The 17,642-nt window shown below is 64.2% G+C and carries 15 protein-coding genes; 7 read left to right on the top strand and 8 right to left on the bottom strand.

All coding sequences use genetic code 11. From position 1 onward, the window contains the following. Positions 1 to 148: 148 nt before the first annotated feature. The 4 genes from nifA to hpaE all read right to left on the bottom strand — a co-directional run bounded on the left by nifA (position 149) and on the right by hpaE (position 5,966). On the bottom strand, positions 149 to 1,831 hold the full coding sequence (nifA, locus tag V2L18_RS04180; protein ID WP_336176997.1) for a nif-specific transcriptional activator NifA: 1,683 nt from the start codon (positions 1,829 to 1,831) through the stop codon (positions 149 to 151). Between the two features lie 651 nt (positions 1,832 to 2,482). After that, entirely contained in the window at positions 2,483 to 3,283 is an 801-nt protein-coding gene (hpaH, locus tag V2L18_RS04175) for a 2-oxo-hept-4-ene-1,7-dioate hydratase (protein ID WP_336176558.1), read from the bottom strand. Further along, a complete protein-coding gene (locus V2L18_RS04170) occupies positions 3,277 to 4,155 on the bottom strand; it encodes a fumarylacetoacetate hydrolase family protein (RefSeq protein WP_336176557.1) in 879 nt (292 codons plus the stop codon). Before V2L18_RS04170 ends, hpaH begins: the two co-directional genes overlap by 7 nt. A gap of 293 nt (positions 4,156 to 4,448) precedes the next feature. Then, on the bottom strand, positions 4,449 to 5,966 hold the full coding sequence (hpaE, locus tag V2L18_RS04165; protein ID WP_336176556.1) for a 5-carboxymethyl-2-hydroxymuconate semialdehyde dehydrogenase: 1,518 nt from the start codon (positions 5,964 to 5,966) through the stop codon (positions 4,449 to 4,451). Between the two features lie 107 nt (positions 5,967 to 6,073). On the opposite strand from hpaE, the gene hpaR reads away from it, so the two are divergent. Further along, positions 6,074 to 6,523, top strand: a complete 450-nt coding sequence (gene hpaR / locus V2L18_RS04160) for a homoprotocatechuate degradation operon regulator HpaR (RefSeq protein WP_336176555.1) — start codon at positions 6,074 to 6,076, stop codon at positions 6,521 to 6,523. 49 nt (positions 6,524 to 6,572) lie between these two features. On the opposite strand, the gene V2L18_RS04155 is transcribed toward hpaR, so the two are convergent. Then, complete coding sequence (locus V2L18_RS04155; RefSeq protein ID WP_336176554.1) at positions 6,573 to 7,280, bottom strand: type 1 glutamine amidotransferase; 708 nt, start codon at positions 7,278 to 7,280, stop codon at positions 6,573 to 6,575. A gap of 363 nt (positions 7,281 to 7,643) precedes the next feature. Between V2L18_RS04155 and V2L18_RS04150 the strand changes: the two genes are divergently transcribed. From V2L18_RS04150 to V2L18_RS04130, 5 genes are all read left to right on the top strand, one after another. Beyond that, positions 7,644 to 9,530, top strand: a complete 1,887-nt coding sequence (locus V2L18_RS04150; protein WP_336176553.1) for a response regulator — start codon at positions 7,644 to 7,646, stop codon at positions 9,528 to 9,530. Further along, positions 9,527 to 10,789 (top strand): glycosyltransferase family 2 protein, encoded by a 1,263-nt coding sequence (locus V2L18_RS04145; RefSeq protein ID WP_336176552.1) that lies wholly within the window; start codon positions 9,527 to 9,529, stop codon positions 10,787 to 10,789. Before V2L18_RS04150 ends, V2L18_RS04145 begins: the two co-directional genes overlap by 4 nt. Before the next feature lie 2 nt (positions 10,790 to 10,791). Continuing rightward, positions 10,792 to 11,907 carry an HlyD family efflux transporter periplasmic adaptor subunit gene (locus V2L18_RS04140; RefSeq protein WP_336176551.1) on the top strand — a complete coding sequence of 372 codons (1,116 nt, stop codon included), beginning with the start codon at positions 10,792 to 10,794 and terminating at the stop codon, positions 11,905 to 11,907. Further along, a complete protein-coding gene (locus tag V2L18_RS04135) occupies positions 11,882 to 12,259 on the top strand; it encodes an Hpt domain-containing protein (protein WP_336176550.1) in 378 nt (125 codons plus the stop codon). The genes V2L18_RS04140 and V2L18_RS04135 overlap by 26 nt, the downstream gene beginning before the upstream one ends. Before the next feature lie 376 nt (positions 12,260 to 12,635). Beyond that, positions 12,636 to 13,703: a D-alanyl-D-alanine carboxypeptidase family protein gene (locus V2L18_RS04130; RefSeq protein WP_336176549.1), complete on the top strand. Its 1,068-nt coding sequence runs from the start codon at positions 12,636 to 12,638 to the stop codon at positions 13,701 to 13,703. A gap of 16 nt (positions 13,704 to 13,719) precedes the next feature. Here the strand turns inward: V2L18_RS04130 and V2L18_RS04125 are convergent, their stop codons facing one another. The 3 genes from V2L18_RS04125 to V2L18_RS04115 are packed head-to-tail and all read right to left on the bottom strand — an operon-like array spanning position 13,720 to position 16,793. Next, positions 13,720 to 14,103: a response regulator gene (locus V2L18_RS04125; RefSeq protein ID WP_336176548.1), complete on the bottom strand. Its 384-nt coding sequence runs from the start codon at positions 14,101 to 14,103 to the stop codon at positions 13,720 to 13,722. A gap of 46 nt (positions 14,104 to 14,149) precedes the next feature. Further along, on the bottom strand, positions 14,150 to 14,554 hold the full coding sequence (locus V2L18_RS04120; protein WP_336176547.1) for a response regulator: 405 nt from the start codon (positions 14,552 to 14,554) through the stop codon (positions 14,150 to 14,152). 55 nt (positions 14,555 to 14,609) lie between these two features. Continuing rightward, complete coding sequence (locus V2L18_RS04115) at positions 14,610 to 16,793, bottom strand: PAS domain S-box protein (RefSeq protein ID WP_336176546.1); 2,184 nt, start codon at positions 16,791 to 16,793, stop codon at positions 14,610 to 14,612. Between the two features lie 470 nt (positions 16,794 to 17,263). Here V2L18_RS04115 and V2L18_RS04110 point away from each other — a divergent pair, with 470 nt between their 5' ends. Further along, entirely contained in the window at positions 17,264 to 17,602 is a 339-nt protein-coding gene (locus V2L18_RS04110; RefSeq protein ID WP_336176545.1) for an Hpt domain-containing protein, read from the top strand. Positions 17,603 to 17,642 lie beyond the last annotated feature (40 nt).

The following is a 17,642-nucleotide window of genomic DNA, read 5'->3' as shown; positions in this document are numbered from 1 at the left end:
CACCCGGACTTCGCCGGGTGATGACGGCGGAGAGCGTGGAGCAAGGTGGAACGAGGCGCCTGCTCCCGGACACGACCTTGCCGGACATGACCCTGCCCGACACGACCCTGCCCTCAGTCCCCGCCCCCCGAAACTTCCAGCCTCGCCACTACAGCCGCTTCAGTTCGATGCCGTGCTTTTTCAGGGCGTAGCCGATCTGGCGCGGGGTGAGACCCAGCAGGCGGGCGGCCTTGGCCTGGACCCAGCCGGCCCGTTCCATCGCCTCCAGCAGACGCTCGCGATCCGTCGGGCGGCCGGTGGAGGCAGGGCAGCTTCCCGCCTCCGCATGGCCGCACGGCAATGGCGAGGGCTGATGGACCGGCAGGGACACGCCGCCGATGGGCGCGCCCGCCGTCTCCTCCGCGACCGGCTCGCGCGCCGGCAGCGGGGATCGGCCGGCCGCAGCCGGTTCATTGGCGTTGTGACGCCCGCTTCCCGTCCACAGCAGCGCGGAGAGACAATCCCCCGAGGCGCAGGCGAAGTCGCCGCGATCGATCACGTCGTGGCCGGCAAGCGTTGCGGTGCGGCGGACGCAGTTTTCGAGTTCGCGGACGTTGCCGGGGAAATAGCAGCGCTCCAGTACGTGGAGAGCGGTGTCCGACAGCGAGAGATCGCGCCCGTTTTCCTCGTTGAAGCGCGTGAGGAATGTCCTTGCCAGCAGGCGCACGTCGCCCGGCCGATCACGCAGCGGCGGCAGGAAGACCGGCACGACGTTGATGCGGTAGTAGAGATCGGCGCGGAATTCGCCGCGGGTAACCGCCGCCTCCAGATCCTTATTGGTGGCGCAGACGAGGCGGACATCGACCTTCAGCGTCTTCGTGCCGCCGACCCGTTCGAATTCGCCCTCCTGGAGAACCCGCAGCAGCTTTGCCTGGAAATTGGCGGAGATCTCGCCGATCTCATCGAGCAGCAGCGTGCCGCCGTCGGCCATCTCGAAGCGGCCCCGGCGCTGGTTGACGGCGCCGGTGAAGGCGCCCTTCTCATGGCCGAAGAGTTCGGATTCCAGAACGCTTTCGGGCAGCGCCGCGCAGTTGAGCTTCACGAAGGGCTTCGACTTGCGCGGCGACATGTCGTGGATGGCGCGGGCGAAAAGCTCCTTGCCTGTGCCGCTTTCGCCGCGCAGGAGCACGGTGGAATTCGACTTCGCCACCTGGCCGATGGTCTGCATCACCTTGCGGATCTTGTCGCTGTCGCCGACGATCCCGCCGACCTTCGGCGTCGGCCAGCGGCCCTTGTCGGCCAACTCCTGGCTGAGCGCCTTCTCCAACGAGCGGCGCTCGTCCAGCAACCGCTGGCGGTCGGCCGACAGGATGCGGTGCAGCCGCACCGACTGGCCGATCAGGTTCGCGACCATCTTGAGGAAACGCAGGTCTTCGTCGAAGCGGAAATTGGTCCGCCCGTCATGCACACGGTCAATCGACAGCGTGCCGACGACCCGGTCGCCCGCCTTGATCGGCACCCCCAGGAAGGACACCTTTCGGTCCAGATCGGCGGCGATGCGCGGGGCGGCGTCCTTGAACAGAGGGTCGGCGGCAATGTTCTGAACGACCACCGGCGTTTCGGTGGCGACGAGCTGATCGATCACCGCTTGCGGCAGGATCTCCTTGCGCAGCGTCTTGGCCTCGCCGCCGGATGTCGCGACGATCTCGGGTTCGCCCGCCTCGTCGAGGATGACGATCGCCGCGCACCACATCTGCAGAAAGGAACTCAGAACGTTGGCGACACTCGCCAGCACGCCTTCCAGCCGCGCCGGCTCGTTCAGCAGTTTGGAAATCTCGTAAAGGCCGAACATGGCCACGTCCGACGCGCGCGGCGCCGAAACGGCAACCGGGCCGTTGGCAGCCGGAAGCGGCGCCACAGCGGCGTTGTCGCTTGCCCCGGAGCGCAATGCTTTTGCGGAATGTAACGTTTCTGCGGAGTGTAATGTGGTGGAGACGATACCATGGGTCATCGCCGGTCTCCCAGTTCCTGAAACCAGCCGGATTCGCCGTGAAGCCCCTGAGTTTTCGCCAGATCGAGACGTATCGCGCCCGCCTCTGAGCGCGGCCAAAGCCTCAGACCGCGCCTGAGGGGAGGCCCGGCCCTTCGCGTTGCCGCTCGTATGACGAAGTAATTCAGAAGTCGACCCTGGCACACCGGCAAAGCTGAATAGCCACGCCCCAAGCCCCAGTAATCAAGTCCGCGCACCTAAGCCGTTGAGGTGCAGGGGAAACCTCTCTCTTTATTCATGATATACAATAGCAGTCCCGGGAGTGTCCGTCGTGCGAGAATTGTCGCCAATTTCGCGAAAAACTGCACAAACGTGTCGCATTACTTTTCGGCACGTCTCTTTCGAGGCATGTGGAAGATGTCGGGAGAACGAAACCAACGTCCTCCCTTGCGGTAATCGCGAAAGCCTTCCCGTTGTGCCGAAACGCTCAGGAGGACCGACCAGGGGGAACAGTCAGTCGAAGCGGCAGCTCACCTGACCGAAGGGGCCGTAGTCGGCTTCCACCAGCGTGCCCGGCGGACATTCCAGAGGACGGATGAAGGAGCCGGACAGGATCACCTGCCCCGCCTCGATGCGCTGGCCGTACATCGCCATGCGGGCGGCCAGCCATTTGATACCGGTAACGGGATCGTTCAGCACGCCGGCGCCGAGGCCGGTTTCCTCCACCACGCCGTTCGCCTTGACGATGGCGCCGACCCAGCGCAGGTCGAAGGCGTCGGGCGCATGACGCTTGGGCCCGAGCACGATGCCCGCATTGGCGGCGTTGTCGGCGACCGTATCGACAATGGTGCGGCTTGCGCCGGTTTCGGGGTCCTTGCGCAGGATGCGGGTATCGAGGATCTCCAGCGCCGGGACGACGCATTCCGTTGCGGCCAGCACCGCCTCGCGCGTGACCGCACCATCAAGCGGCGCCTTCATCACGAAGGCGATTTCCGCCTCGATGCGCGGCTGGATGAAACGGCCGGTCGGGATCGTACAGCCGGAGGCGAATTCCATGTCGTCGTAGAGCACGCCGGAATCGGGCGTATCGATGCCGAGTGCCATCTGCATGGCACGGGAGGTGAGCCCGATTTTCCAGCCGATGATGCGCCGCCCCTCGCTGAGTTTGCGGGCGATCTGCGCGGTCTGGATGGCGTAGGCGTCATCGAGCGTCATGTCGGGATGGGCAATGGAGAGAAGCCCGGTCTGGCGGTGCGTCGCTTCCGCCTCGAGCAGCACCTCGGCCGCGCCGTTCACCTCTGCCTCGTTCAGCATGTCTCGTCCTCCACCCCGTTTTTCAGAATGCCGATACCCGCGGCCTCCACCTCGATCACGTCGCCCGGCTTCAGCCAAACGGGCGGATCGAGCCGCGCGCCCGCTCCCGTCGGCGTGCCGCAGACGAGGATGTCGCCGGGAAGAAGCGTCGTGAAGGTGGAGACATAGGCGATGATCGCGCGGAAGTCGTGGATCATTCGGGAGGTGCGGTCGTGCTGGCGGACCTCGCCGTTAACCCGCGTGGTCAGTTCCACGTCGTCGAGCTGGGCGGCCTCGCGGAATGGCACCAGCCAGGGACCAAGCGCGCCGGAGCGGTCCCAGTTCTTGCCTTGCGTGACGTTGAACTTGGCGTGGCGCACCCAGTCGCGGATGGTGCCTTCGTTGCAGAGCGTCAGGGCGGCAATGTGGTCGTAGGCATCGTCCCGGGCGATACGGCGGCCGGCCTTGCCTATGACGATCGCGATCTCGCCCTCGTAGTCGAGCTGTTCGGATTCCGGCGGACGGATAAGGTTCGCCCCGTGGCCGACGAAGGAGCCGGGAAAGCGCACGAAAAGCGACGGATTTGCGGGCGCGGCCTGCCCGTCCTTGTACTCGGCGTTGCGGTCGGGATAGTTGACGCCGACGCAGATGATCTTTTGCGGATCTGCGAGCGGGGGCAGGAATTCAACGTCGCCTTCCGACCAGACCGGCTTTCGGGCGGAACCGGCGGCAATCACCTCCTCCAGCGCGCCGGCCGCAATCACCTGTTTCAGGCCGGCAAAGCGCGCGCCGAATTCGGGCGTGAGGTCGATAAGGCCGTCGGCCGCGACGAGGCCATAGCGCTGTGAACCCGCGGCGCGGAAGGCGGCAATGCGGGGGATGTCGTCGGTCATGAGGCGTTCCTCGGTTTGTCCGGGCTCTGCCGGATTGCATCAATGCCGATCCGCGGCCCAATCACCTCTCCCGTTAGGAGAGGTCGGCGCGCATGCGCCGGGTGAGGGGTGACGGGCTTTCCGTATCCACGAGAGTGCTGATCCCCTCACCCCAACCCTCTCCCCATGGGAGAGGGAGCCTGTTCCGTGCACGGCGCAGTCTTGCCCGACAACTCGATACGGTGGTTACTGGATCCCCGCCTTCGCGGGGATGACACCGGCGGTGGGCGAAGCCTGCGGAAAAGCCCCTCCCCTCAAACGCCCGTCCCGGCGCCCATCCTGGCGATCTTGTGCTGCCCGGTCGCAAACGCGATGTTCTTCTGTTCCATGTAGAAATCGAAGGACCATTGGCCACCGTCGCGACCGATGCCGCTCGCCTTCATGCCGCCGAAGGGCGTCGGCAGATGACGGACGTTTTCCGAATTCACCCAGATCATGCCGGCCTCCAGCGCATCGGAAAAGCGCAAGGCGCGGGCGAGATCGTTGGTCCAGATGTAGCCGGTCAGGCCGTAGTCAACGTCGTTGGCGATCGACAGCGCCTCTTCTTCGCTCGAGAACCGGATGGAGGTGAGCACGGGGCCGAAGATTTCCTCGCGCGCGATGCGCATCGACTGGCTGGCGCCGGTGAAAAGCGTCGGGCGCACGTACCAGCCCCTGCCCGCAACCGGCTCGCCGCCGGCCGCGATCGTCGCGCCGTCCTTGCGGGCGATGTCGAAATAGCCGGTCACCTTGTCGAAGTGGCTGCGGTGGATGAGCGGGCCCAGTTCGGTATCGGGATCGAGCGGATTGCCGATACGGATGCGGTTGACGCGCACGGCGAGCTTTTCCTCGAATTCGTCGGCAATCGTGTCGTGCACCAGAAGCCGCGAGGACGAGGTGCAGCGCTCGCCGTTCAGCGAATAGATCATGAAGATCGCCGCATCGAGCGCGCGCTCCAGATCGGCATCGTCGAAGACCACGACCGGGTTCTTGCCACCAAGCTCGAAATGACAGCGCTTCAGCGTGTCCGCCCCCTGCTTCATGATCATCGAGCCGGTGCGGCTTTCCCCGACGAAGGCGATGGCCTTGATGTCCGGATGTTCGGTCAGCGCCTTGCCTGTCGTTTCGCCGAGGCCGTTGACGAGGTTCCAAACGCCCGCCGGCAGCCCCGCCTCGTGGGCGATCTCTGCCAAAAGGCGCGCCGTCACGGGACTGAATTCGGCCGGCTTGTGGACGATGGTGCAACCGGCGGCCAGCGCGGGCGCGATCTTCCAGGTCGACAGCATGAAGGGCGTGTTCCACGGCGTGATGACGCCGACAGGGCCGATGGGCACCCGGCCGGTGATGTTGAGGTGGGCCGGGCTCGGCAGGGACTGGCCGTCGCGCGCGCCGGGTGCCAGATCGGCGTAGTAGCGGAAGTTCTCCGCACCGCGTAGCGCCGCCTTGGACATGAAGCGGTAGGCCTGGCCGGTGTCCCAGCATTCGCAAAGCGCGATCTCGTCGGCGCGTTCCACGATCAGGTCGGCGATGCGATGAAGGATCTTCTTGCGCTCCGCCCCACTCGTTGCCGCCCAATCGGCGAAGGCCGCCTTTGCAGCCGCCGCAGCAGCATCGATACCGGCCGCTCCGCCATCGGCCACCGTACAGATCGCGCTGTCGTCGACGGGCGAACGCGTCTCGAAAACGGTTTCGCCCGCGATGTCGCGGCCCGCGATCAGGTTCGCGATGCCGTCCTTTTGAAAGCGTGCCAGATAGCCCGCCAGGCGGGTTTCGTGGGTCGCCAGATCGCTCATCTCGTGTCCTCCCTACTTAATTGCTTTGTTAACAATTTGTGTGCAAATGTCAATCGGGACAAAAGTCGAGCCTTGTGAAAAAGCCCGTTTCGGGAGATTGCTTGGAAATGACCGAAACGCCGCCGCCCCTTCGCAAGACCGCCCGCTCCCTGCCCATCGCGCTGTTGCGCGCCCGCGAGACGGTGATGGGACCGATCCGCGAGATGCTGGCGAAAAGCAGCATCAGCGAGCAGAAATGGCGGGTGCTGCGCGTTCTGGACGAGATGGGGCCGGTGGAGCAGACGGCGATCGCCGACGCGGCCTGCCTGCTGCTGCCGAGCCTGACCCGCATTCTCTTTGCGATGGAAAAGGACGGCTATCTGGCGCGGCGCACGGACGACCACGACCGCCGCAAGTCGATCGTGGAATTGACGGAGGCCGGGCGTGCGCTGATCGCCAGGCACGCGGATGAAAGCAACGCGATCATGACGCGTCTTGAGCAGCGCTTCGGCGAGAAGAAGGTCGCGGAACTGCTCGACCTTCTGGAGGAATTGCGCGGCAGCGGTCCCCGGGAATAGACGCGCAGCCGAAACCGGATACCGTGACGCAGCCATGTGCGGGCGGATGTCATACCCGGAAGGACGGGTCCCTCAGGAAGGCGCGCATCAGCTCGGCGATGTAAAGACGATCGAGGGAGGTGTCGCGCAGGCGCCGGGGGATGGCGGTTCGAAGCGCTTCGGGCAGAGCTCCGCCGCGTTCCTCCAGAAGCCGGGCGGTGTAGGGTGCGTCGAATTCGGGATGCGGCTGGAAGGTGAGGATCCGGCCCTGCTGGAACAGCCCCGCAACGGGACAATTCTCGCCGCTTGCGAACACCTCCAGCCCCTCCGGCACCCGTGTGACCTGATCCTGGTGCCAGGCATTGACCGTGAAACGCGTGTCACCCGGCCCACGATAGGTCTGCGGCCCAGCGATCCAGCCGGTTTCCGCCTTCTTCACCTCGCCGCCGAGCGCCCGGGCAATGATCTGGTGACCGAAGCAGATGCCGACGAGAGGCAGGCCGGCGCCATGTACCGCGCGAATGAACGCCTCCAGCGGATCGCGCCAGGAATGATCCTCGTAGGCGCCGTGGCGCGAACCAGTGATCAGCCAGCCATCCGCCGCGTGCACATCATCCGGCAGCACCCCGCCTTCCACATCCCAGCTGCGATAGGCAAACGCATCCTCGCCGAGCAACGTGCGGAAGCACTGGTCGTAATCGCCAAGGGTGCTGCGAACCTCCTCGGGCGCGTGCCCGGGCTGGAGGATACCGATGGTCTTCTTGCTCACGTCCGTCATATTCCGCTCCAAAAGCGCCCGGCCGCCCGCCGAAGCCTCTCCGGCCAATAGCACACCCGCCGCGATCCCCACCAGAGCGCTTGTCCGGCAGCCCCCGTTCCGGCCAACGGGAAGCGCCTGCCCGCGCCGACTGCACCCGGCTCATGCATATAAAGCGCTCTTACCTACATTCTAATAAAAATATACAATACGCATATTTTACAAGTTTATTCTTCAATATTGTAAATTATTATCAGTATTTATTGATACGTATTCAGACATACGACTATATATTACGCTGCGGAAACGGTAGATTAACTCAATAAATCTATTTATACGGACGAATTTTTGAATTCTATAGCATTCGATCGGGGCACTGGGGCCATGTCCGTCAACTCTCATTCCTCTCGGCCAGATTCTCCGGGACGGCAGACGCAGACAAAACGAATCCTTATCACCGAGGACTCGCCAGTCACGCAGGACATCCTGAAACTCGTCCTGTCGACCAAGGGCCATGAGGTCCACATCGCCCATGACGGCAAGGCGGCGCTGAAGATGCTGCTGGAGGAGCCGTTCGACCTCGCGCTCATGGACTATCACCTGCCGGGCCTTTCCGGCGCCGAGGTGGTGGCGCGCTTCCTCGACGAGCACGCAACCGACAACCAGCCCGTCTTCATCGCCATGACCGCCGACCCCGACGGCTTCCACGCCGATGGCAATGTCCGCGATGCCTTCGTCCGGGTCTTCGCCAAGCCCTTCGACTTCGACGAACTGCTCGACTTCATGGAAACGCTCGGAACGGGTGCGGCGGCGGATGGCGCGCGACCTGCGGGCCAGGGCCGCGGCGGGCGGGCGCGTGTCCCGGACCGGACAGACGCCCCGAAGGCGGGCGCGCCGGCAACCGGAGGGCCCGCTCAACAGAACGGGGACGCGGAGGCGACCGAGGCGCACCGGGTCGTTTCCCTGCGTGCACGGCCGTTGGGCTATGCGGACAACAGCCCGCTTTTCTGGCCGCAGGACATCGGCCCTGCCGGATTTTCCATGGACGCGCGCAGGCACATGGCAACCGGCGGCGACTACGACATGGTGGTGGTCACGGAACCGGCAACGGCGTCGGATCTCGGCCACTTGTGGACGGTCGGCGACCTCTACCTGCTGCCGATCATCGACGAGACCGGGCACCTCGGCCACAAGGCGGACGTCTGCCTGCCGAAGATCCCGCGCGGGTCGGCCGAGCGCATCGTCCAGGACGTCGTGCGCGAATTCGCGGAGGCGCGCGCCTCCGTTCACCTGGAGATCCGCCAGTCGAGCGAGCCCGCCGACAAGCTGCTGGCGGGGCTTTATGTGCGCGCCCGCAAGCTGTTGCCGGAATTCACCGGAGCAAGCCCGCTCGGCTTTTCCTACAATATCGCGCTCGAGGAAAGCGAGGTGACGGGGCTGACGGGTCGGCTGATCACCGACGGGTTGCTGGAGAAATCCTTCGTCGACCGGCTGCACGGGTGCCCGGCCTGCAGCTCCGTCCGCCTCAACGTGCGCGAGGAATGTTTCGAATGCCGCTCGCCGCATCTGGAGGAGACGGCGATCATCCATCACTTCAAGTGCGCCTATCAGGGCCCCTTGCACGATTTCAAACAGGGCTCGGACCTCGTCTGCCCGAAATGCGCGCGCGAGTTGCGCCACTTCGGGGTGGACTACGACAAGCCGGGAACCGTGGTCACCTGCCTCGATTGCGGCGCCACCTCATCCGACACGGCCGTCGGCTTCAAGTGTCTCGATTGCGGCGCGCACACCGACGGCGACGTGATCGCGACGCACGACGTCTTCAGCCATGCGCTGACGGAAAAGGGCCGGGCCTTCGTGGAGGAAGGCTTTATCGTCACGGGCGCGGTGCAGAGCCAGCTTAAGTTCGCGGATCTGCCGCTCGATCTGGTGATTGCCCTCAACAAGGCGGCGCGCAGCTACACCGAGGCGGCCCGCCCCTTCTGCCTCGTGGCGGTCGGCTATCCGCAACGCCGGCTCCAGCTTTCCGAGCATGGACCACGGCTCGTGGAGCTTTCGCGCAAGCAGCTTGCCGAGAACCTCAGGAACTATTTCGGCGAGGCCGTGATCATTCACCAGGGCACGGATTTCGACTATCTGCTGATCGACCGCATGTCGGCGGAGAATTTCCAGGCCAACGTCGAGACCTATGACGAGGTGGCGCAATCGAGCCTGAAGATCGATCTGGCGCCGCGCTTCTCCGTGTTCGGACCGAGCGAGCTGTTCGGATGACCGGTCTCGGCGACGCCCTCAGCTACATCACCGCGCAGAGCTTCGACAGCCTCATGGTGCTGACGGCAGTCGTCATCGTGTTCGAGGTGCCGCGCTACTTCGGGCTGTTCCTGCTGGCGATCCTCTCGCCACGTCCGCCGAAGCGGCCGCTGGAAGCCGCATTCCGGCACAAGGTCTCGGTCATTCTGGCGGGCCACAACGAGCGGGATTCGGTGCGCCGCTGTATCGCGTCCATGCGCGAACAGTCCCGTCCGCCCGACGAGATCGTGGTCTTTTCAGACGGCTCCACCGATGGCATGGAAAAGGTGCTGCGCGAGCTTCTGGAGGCCGGCGAGATCGACCGGGCGCTGTGGAGCGACCTCAGGGGCGGCAAGTCGGCCGGCTTCAACATCTGCCAGCGCATGGCGACCGGCGACATTCTCATCAACATCGACTGCGACTGCTCGCTCGACCGCGACGCCTTCCGCCGGATCGTGGAGCCGTTCGAGGACCCCGCCGTCGGCTCGGTCGCCGGCAACATCCAGGTTCGCAACGCTGCATCCGGCCTGATCGCCACGATGCAGGCGATCGAATACATGATCACCATCGCGCTGGGAAAGCAGGGCGCACTCGCCATCGATCAGGTGATCTGTTCCTCGGGCGGCTATTCGGCCTTTCGCAAGACGGCGCTCGACAGCGTCGGCGGCTGCGATGCGGGCGGCGGCGAGGATCTCGACGTCACCATGCGGCTTCGCGCGCGCGGCTGGAAGATCGGCTTCCGCATCGATTCCGTCTGCTACACCGACGTGCCCGATACCTTCGCGGGCCTTGTGCGACAGCGCTTCCGCTGGGAGCGCGACGCCGTACGGCTTCGTTTCCGCAAGCACCGCTTCAACCTCAATCCGTTCCACCCGCGCTTCAAGCTCAACGAGGTGCTGCATCACCTCGAATACCTGATCTTCAACATCCTCGCCGCCGCGATCATGCCCTTCTACATCATCTGGCTGTTTGCGACCTACGGCGCCTTCGCCTTCGTCATCCTGCTCGGGCTGCAGGTGGTTCTGGTGCTGATCGACTTCCCGGTCTTTCTGCTCGCGGCCTGGCTGACGCCGCACGTCAAGGCGTTCCGGCTCATCCCCTACATGTTCGGCTTCAGCGTCTTCAACGGCTTCGTCATGCGGTTCATCAGGCTTGCCGCCTACATCGACGAGTGGGTGTTCCACTCGTCGTTCCAGGACAGCTACGTGCCGCAGAAGGTTCACGACATCAGGAGCAACTGACCATGCGCAAACTCCGTTCGCGCCAGCGCATCGATACCCATGTCAACGAACGGCGAACGAGCAAACGGTCCCTCGGACGGTGGGTCTACCTGTTGATGCTGGTGGCGATGGGGGTCGGCATCCTCGATTACGCCTGGGGCGACCAGGTGATGCTGCGCGCGCCGGGCCTCGTGCTGCAGGAACGCATCGACATCGAGGCCCAATATGTCGGCCGGCTCGACGAGATGCCGCTCAGGATCGGCCAGAGCGTGCACGAAGGCGACATGCTGGGCGTGGTCTCCTCCGTGGAAATTTCCGAACGCCTCGCCCAGCTTTCGCTCAGGATCGCCGAACTGACCCGCGAAGCACTGGCCAAGCAGCAGGAATTGCGCGTCGCGCAAGACCTCCTGCCCATCGCCCGGATACGTGTGCAGGAAGCCCGCGAGGTGAAAACGAACATCAAGCAGCTTGCCGGGAAGGGCCTCGCCTCCGCCGACCGCGTGCTCGAAGCCCTTACGGAAAGCAACAGCGCTGAGGAAATGCTGATCCGGCTGGAGGCGCAAATCGCTGGTCATCCGGCGACGGAGGAAGCACTGCGACCGGCGATCGAGCGGGTGCGCGAGGCCTTCGCCGATCTCAACCGGCTCTACGATCACGGCGTGCTGCGGGCCCCTGTCGGCGGCACCATCGACAGCGTGCTCCCCGCGCGTGGCGATGTCTTCCTGACGGGAGACAAGATCCTTAGCCTCTATACGGGGCCCCGGTACGTTCTCGCCTACCTGCCGTCTCATCATCTGTTTCCGGTGGAGGTCGGCGAGGCGGTGACGCTGAGTTCCGGCCAGCAGACGCTCGGCGGGCGGGTCGTGGAGGTTCTCCAGGTGACCGACAAGCTGCCGGACGAGTTCCAGAACACCTTTCAGCCCACCCAGCGCAACCAGCTGGCGAGAATCACCATCGAGGACGGCGGCACCTTTCCGCTGCACACGAAGGTGCGCGTGACGCGCCCTTACGCAACGCTGGACCGGGTCGTCGCAGCGGCCGGCAAGGTCTGGCGCCTTGCGACCGCCGTTTTCCACCAAGACGCTCAGGCATACGAACAGGAGGGTAAGAAGAATGGCCGGCCTGAAACCCGAGGGTGAGCCGATGTCGATCCGCAATCCGCTCAGCGAGCTGATCGAGCGGCATTGCACCACGATCAAGCAGATTTTCGCCGAGTTTCGGGCGCTCTACGTCGCCCGAACGCTGGGCGAGCCGCCGGGGACGGAGGCGATGACCTGCCTGCATACGCTCAAGGGCAGCTGCGGGACTATCGGCTTCGAGGATCTGTACCGCAAGGTCGCGACGCTGCACCAGAAGCTCAAGGCGTGGCCGGAAGACACGGTGGCGCGCAACGGCTATGAGCGTGAAATGGCGCGTGAAGTCGCGGAGACGGCCGTGGAGGTCGATCACGTCCGGGCCGAGGATTCGACGCTCTACGGCAAGATCTTCTGATCCCTTGCCGGTCTTGAGTGTCGAAATCCGCAGGAGACGGCTTTTGTCACAGGCAAGGTCGCTCGCAGAAAGGCCTCGCCTTGAAGTTGCGACATTCCCGGCCCATCATGCGAGCGACCGGGCAGAGGCGGCCGCCACCCTCCAGCAACCGTCCGGTCTGCCGCCCACGAGATCGCCGGGCCTGTCGCAATTGCAGGCGACGGGGCCCGACCCCACTCACCCGGATTTTCCCGATGTGCCCTTCGACCGCCGCTACCGCTGTTTCCGGGGTCGCTTCCCGCGATGCGGTCGCGGTCCCCGCCGGGTGCAGGGGTGAGCGCGCTCCGGCGCCCCGTCCGTCCGCAACATATCCCGCATCCACACCGAGAAAATGCCTGTGAGCCATCTCCTTGCCCGTCGCGCATGGCCGTTTGCCGTGGCCATCGCCGTCGTCCTCCTTTTGCCGCTGTCCGCCCGCGCCATGACCACACCGGCGCTCGTCGTGGACATGGATACAGGCGCCGTTCTCTACGCCGAGGAAGCCGGGCGGCCATGGTATCCGGCCTCGACGACGAAACTGATGACGGCCTTCGTCACCTTCGAGGCGCTGGCGGCGGGCGAGGTGTCGCCCGATACGCCGGTGATCATGTCGGAAAAGGCGATGAGCCAGGAATCGCTGCATGCCGGACTGAGCGTCGGGCGCGCCATGAAGCTGCAGGATGCGCTCTATGCCGCCTTTGCGGCCTCCGCCAACGACGTCGCCATCGCGCTCGCCCAGACGGTCGCCGGCAATGAGGCGGCCTTCGTGAAACGGATGAACGACGCGGCCCGACGGCTCGGCATGACGGCGAGCCATTTCGAAAATCCCAACGGCCTGTTTGACCCGGCCCAGCACGTTTCCGCCCGCGATCTCGCCCTGCTCGCGATGACGATCGACCGGACATTCCCGCAATACCGCCCGATCTTCCGGACCTCGCGTGTGGTCGTTGACGGCAAGGCCGTCGATTCCTTCAACGCCCTGCTGACGCGCTATCCCGGCGCGGTCGGCATGAAGACGGGGTTCCTGTGTGCGGCCGGGCGCAACATCGTCGGCGTGGCCGAGCGCGGCCGGCGGCGGATCATGGTGGTTCTTCTGGGTGCGACGACGGATCGCGAGCGCGCCGAACGCGCCGCGATGCTGTTGAGCCAGGCGTTCGACGGCGAACTCAGGCCGATGGGCATCACCCTTGAGGCGTTGCAAAACAGACCCGACGAACGGCCCGAGGATATGCGCATGCGGCTGTGTTCGGCGCAATCGCGCGACTACGAGGCCCAGCGCGCGGCACTTTATCCGATGGGCATCGGCAATCGCCGCAGCTATCTGGAGCCGGCGCAGCCGCCGCGCGTCCACACGATCCACACCTGGGCCGTGCCCTACCCCGTCGATGCGCCGCTGCCGCAGCCCAAGCCGCTCGCGCTGAACTGAGACGGGCGGCAGGACCTCAGACCGGATCGGCGACGCCACTCATGTGATCGCGCACTTCCTGTGCAAGCGCCAGCGGATCGAACGGTTTGGCGATGACGCCGACGGCGCCGAGCGAGAGGAAGCGTTCGATCTCGTAGGCCTGGGTGCGGGCGGTGATGAAGACGACCGGGGTCGCTTTCGTCGCCTCGATCTCGCGCAGTTTCTCCAACGTCTCCGGCCCGTCCATGCCCGGCATCATCACGTCGAGCAGCACGATATCCGGCTGCCAGTTCTGCACCATTGCGAGAGCCTCGCGCCCCGAGGCGCAGACGTTGACCTCCAGTTCCGGGTCGAGCCCCAGAGACAGGGCGGCCACTTCGCGAATATCGTCTTCGTCATCGACATAGAGCACACGCATCATTCACTCTCTCGTTTGCTTTCCAGCCCAGCGCGCGGAAAGAATCAGATCAGGCTTCGTGCATCCGGTCCTGCGCGGCGGCGGACAGCGCGGCGGATGCGGCTTCGGCAAGCAGCGGGGCGAGTTCCTGGAACGAGGCGTTCTTGGAGATGTAGGTGAAGGCGCCGAGCCGCTGGCCCCAGGAAACGTCCATGGCGGAGTCGCGCGACGACACCATCACGATCGGGATATCCTGGGTTTCCGGCGTGTTCTGAAGCTGCCAGAGCAGCTGGAAACCATCCACGCCGGGCATGAAGACATCGAGAATGATGAGGTCGGGATGCTCCAGACGGGCGACATCGAATGCGCCCCGGCCCTCCGTGCATTTCATCGTACCCATGCCTTCCTTGCCGAGGACCATATCGATCAGCGTGAGCCAATCCGGGTCGTCATCCACGATCAAAGCCATTGCCATCTGTCTTGCTCCGTTTCATTGCTCCTCCCCCGGTTTCCAGACTTTCCCCGTATCATCACGTTCCGGACGCGCTTTCTCCCAAAGCGCCCATCACTCCATGCGCCTGCGGTTCCGGCGAACCGGCATCCTCGTCGTCTTCGTTCTGGTGTTCGACGAGATCGAAGCGGAAGGTCGACCCCCGGCCGACTTCCGACTCCACCTCGATCCGGCTTCCGTGCAGCTTCATGATCGCCTGCGCGATCGACAGGCCCAGACCGGACCCCTGTCCGTTCTTGGCGTCGGTCGTGTCGAGCTGGACAAACTTGTCGAACACCTTGTCCAGCCCATCCGGTGGAATGCCGACGCCCTGATCGCAAACGGAAACACGGAAAAAGCGCCCTTCCCGTTCGACGCGGACGGTAACGATCGCGTTCTCGCCGCTGAACTTGGCGGCATTGGAGAGAAGGTTCGCGAGCACCTGGCCGAGCCGCTTCGGATCCGCCACCACGCGGCCTTCCTCGAGACTGGTGTGAAGCGCGAAACGCACGCCGTTGCGCGTGCCGTAGCCGGCGATGTTGTCCAGTTCGCTGCGCACGAGGGCCACGATATCGACGACCTCCAGATCGAGATCGATACGGCCCGATTGCAGCTTCTCGACGGCCATGATGTCGTTGACCAGATCGATCAGCCGATTGACGTTTTTCTGGGCCAGATCGACCAGTGCCTGCGCCTTGTCCGGCAGGTCTCCCATCCTGCCCGAACGCACGAGCCCGAGAGACGCGGTCAGCGAGGTCAGCGGCGTGCGCAGTTCGTGGCTCACCAGGGCGATGAACTCACGCTGCATCCTGTCGACCCTGCGCCGTTCGGTGATGTCGCGGATGACGCCGACGAAATGCGGTTCGTCGTTGAGGATGATGTCGGCGACGAAGAGCTCGATCGGAAACACCCCGCCGTCGTAGCGACGCGCCTCGAGTTCGCGTCCGATGCCGATGATCTTCGCTTCGCCGGTCTCCAGATAGTTGCGGATGTACTGATCGTGGTTGATGCTGTGCGGCGTCGCCATCAACATCGCGACGTTGTGGCCGAGCAACTCGCGATGCTCGTAGCCGAAGATACGGTAGGACGCCGGGTTGGCGGAGCGGATCGTCCCGTACTTGTCGATGACGATGATGGCATCGGCCACCGTCTCCACGATCGCGGACGTCTCCGCCTGCTTGTCGCACAAGGTCTGTTCCGCGGCGCGCCGATACCTGTTTTCCTGCGCCAGCAGGTCGTAGGAAACCAGCGTCTTCTGCAAACGCCCCATCATCTCGTTGAACGTCTGGGCGAGCTTGACCACCTCCAGATAACCGCGCGCACTGACGCGTCGCGACAGATCGGAGGCATCGCGCACGTCATTGACGTCCTGCGCGAAACGCACGAGCGGTCGAGCCACCAGCATGGCCGTCATGATCAAGGCGATCGTCAGCACGGCGAGGTTCGCCATGGCTGATAACCCGAGCGTACGGTCGAGCCCGCGCAACGGCGCCAGCAGGTCGCCGCGCTGCGAGAAGAGCAACACGCCAAGCTCCGGATAGACCGAAGACTGCGCGGAAACCTCTATCCACTCCTGCGACCTGTCGGCGGCGCGCTCGCGAAGGAAGCTGGCGGCGGCCACGTCGGTGGCGATCGAAATGCCGCCCACCGTGACGAAAGCGCGGGACCCGAAGTGGGAGAGGTTCATGTAGGTGGCCAGCGCGAAGGAGGGAAAGCGGGCGAAAACGACGCCATGCGCCTTGCCTGCGCGCATGATCGGAACCGCCAGCGTCACCTGTTCGCGCTCGATTTCGAGATATCGCCCCGCTTTCAGCATTTCGCGGAAGTCGGGCAGGGCCGCAGGCACGTCGATCTCGCGGTTCGCGGCGATGACCCGCCCCATCTTGTCCGTCTGCCCGACCAGCGCGCCGGGCACCGCGACCATGGTCAGGCTCTCGAAGAACAACTTGATGCGCTCCTCCCGAACGGGGTCTCCGGACGCCCCCGCTTCGGACGCGGAACCGACGATGAACCCGTTGCGGGCGATCGTGTCGAGAACGCTCGAGAGCGCGCCGAGCCGGGCGTCGATCTCCTTGATCGCCAGAATGCCCTCGCGCTCCAGCCCCCGGTGAAGCTCCGTCCGGAAGGTCGTGTTGACGTGCCAGTACGCGGTCATGGCGATCCCGGCCATCAACGCGACCGCAATGGGCAGCATCTTGATGAGCACGCCGGGCAGAAGGCGCATGTGAAATCGACTTTCCATGAAACAACCTGCGTCAGGTCGACAGGCATCGCATTCCCGTCAGGCCAGAGGCGCTTGTCCGCGATCCGGCACGGCCCGGAGCCTTAACCGCCGCCCCACACGTTGCCGGATCCGGGCTGAAGCGCCCGAGGGTTTGGAGCCATGCCATCACAACGGTCAACCAATCGGCGTCACGTCGCACGAATTCAAGTTGTGGAACTGAAGCATTTCCGCGACAGCGATCGAAGCAAGCCGGACCGCACAACCAATATACGGAAATCGATAATGACCCAGTAAACTCCAATATACAATTCTAAATTGTTCTTCCGTATTTCCTTATAGGTTGTTGTACTTAGGTAATTTTATAAATACTAATATTTTTTTGTTTGTTTAAATTACTCCAGAACATAAGCGCAATTGGATCAATTCTGAAACGGTCACGTCACCCCTGACCCGGATACGGGATTTCTGGCATGAAACCGGCGGATTCGCAGACCTGGGATGTGCTCTTCGAACGGCTTCGCGCGCGCTACGTCGAAAACCTGCCCCAGAGGCTGGAGGCGCTGGAGACGGTGCTCGGCAACATCGAGGCGGGTGCGGATCCATCCGCGCTGCGTGAGGAACTCACGCTGTTGGCGCACAAGATGGTCGGCTCGGGCAAGACCTACGGGTTCGACACGATCAGCGCCCATGCCCGCATCCTTGAAGATGCGCTGCTCGACTTCTCCAATTCGCTGGAGGAAGCCGTCCATCCGGCCGATGATCTCATTGTTGCTTGCCGAAAGGCAATTTCGAATTCGGACGCTGCGTAAGGGTCCAAACGCACTCCCGGCTGCGCCTCTCTCCTGTTTT

Source organism: Breoghania sp. JC706, assembly GCF_037026715.1.
Lineage (GTDB): Bacteria > Pseudomonadota > Alphaproteobacteria > Rhizobiales > Stappiaceae > Breoghania.
This window is presented reverse-complemented; position numbering and strand designations above follow the sequence as displayed.

Coding starts and splice junctions, on each gene's coding strand:
- nifA (WP_336176997.1), bottom strand. CDS start 1,831: ATGTTCGGCCTTTACGAGATTTCCAAACTGCTGAACGAGCCGGCGCGG.
- hpaH (WP_336176558.1), bottom strand. CDS start 3,283: ATGCTGAACGAGGCAGAGGTGAACGGCGCGGCCGAGGTGCTGCTCGAG.
- V2L18_RS04170 (WP_336176557.1), bottom strand. CDS start 4,155: ATGACCGACGACATCCCCCGCATTGCCGCCTTCCGCGCCGCGGGTTCA.
- hpaE (WP_336176556.1), bottom strand. CDS start 5,966: ATGAGCGATCTGGCGACCCACGAAACCCGCCTGGCGGGCTATCTGGCA.
- hpaR (WP_336176555.1), top strand. CDS start 6,074: ATGACCGAAACGCCGCCGCCCCTTCGCAAGACCGCCCGCTCCCTGCCC.
- V2L18_RS04155 (WP_336176554.1), bottom strand. CDS start 7,280: ATGACGGACGTGAGCAAGAAGACCATCGGTATCCTCCAGCCCGGGCAC.
- V2L18_RS04150 (WP_336176553.1), top strand. CDS start 7,644: ATGTCCGTCAACTCTCATTCCTCTCGGCCAGATTCTCCGGGACGGCAG.
- V2L18_RS04145 (WP_336176552.1), top strand. CDS start 9,527: ATGACCGGTCTCGGCGACGCCCTCAGCTACATCACCGCGCAGAGCTTC.
- V2L18_RS04140 (WP_336176551.1), top strand. CDS start 10,792: ATGCGCAAACTCCGTTCGCGCCAGCGCATCGATACCCATGTCAACGAA.
- V2L18_RS04135 (WP_336176550.1), top strand. CDS start 11,882: ATGGCCGGCCTGAAACCCGAGGGTGAGCCGATGTCGATCCGCAATCCG.
- V2L18_RS04125 (WP_336176548.1), bottom strand. CDS start 14,103: ATGATGCGTGTGCTCTATGTCGATGACGAAGACGATATTCGCGAAGTG.
- V2L18_RS04120 (WP_336176547.1), bottom strand. CDS start 14,554: ATGGCAATGGCTTTGATCGTGGATGACGACCCGGATTGGCTCACGCTG.
- V2L18_RS04115 (WP_336176546.1), bottom strand. CDS start 16,793: ATGCGCCTTCTGCCCGGCGTGCTCATCAAGATGCTGCCCATTGCGGTC.
- V2L18_RS04110 (WP_336176545.1), top strand. CDS start 17,264: ATGAAACCGGCGGATTCGCAGACCTGGGATGTGCTCTTCGAACGGCTT.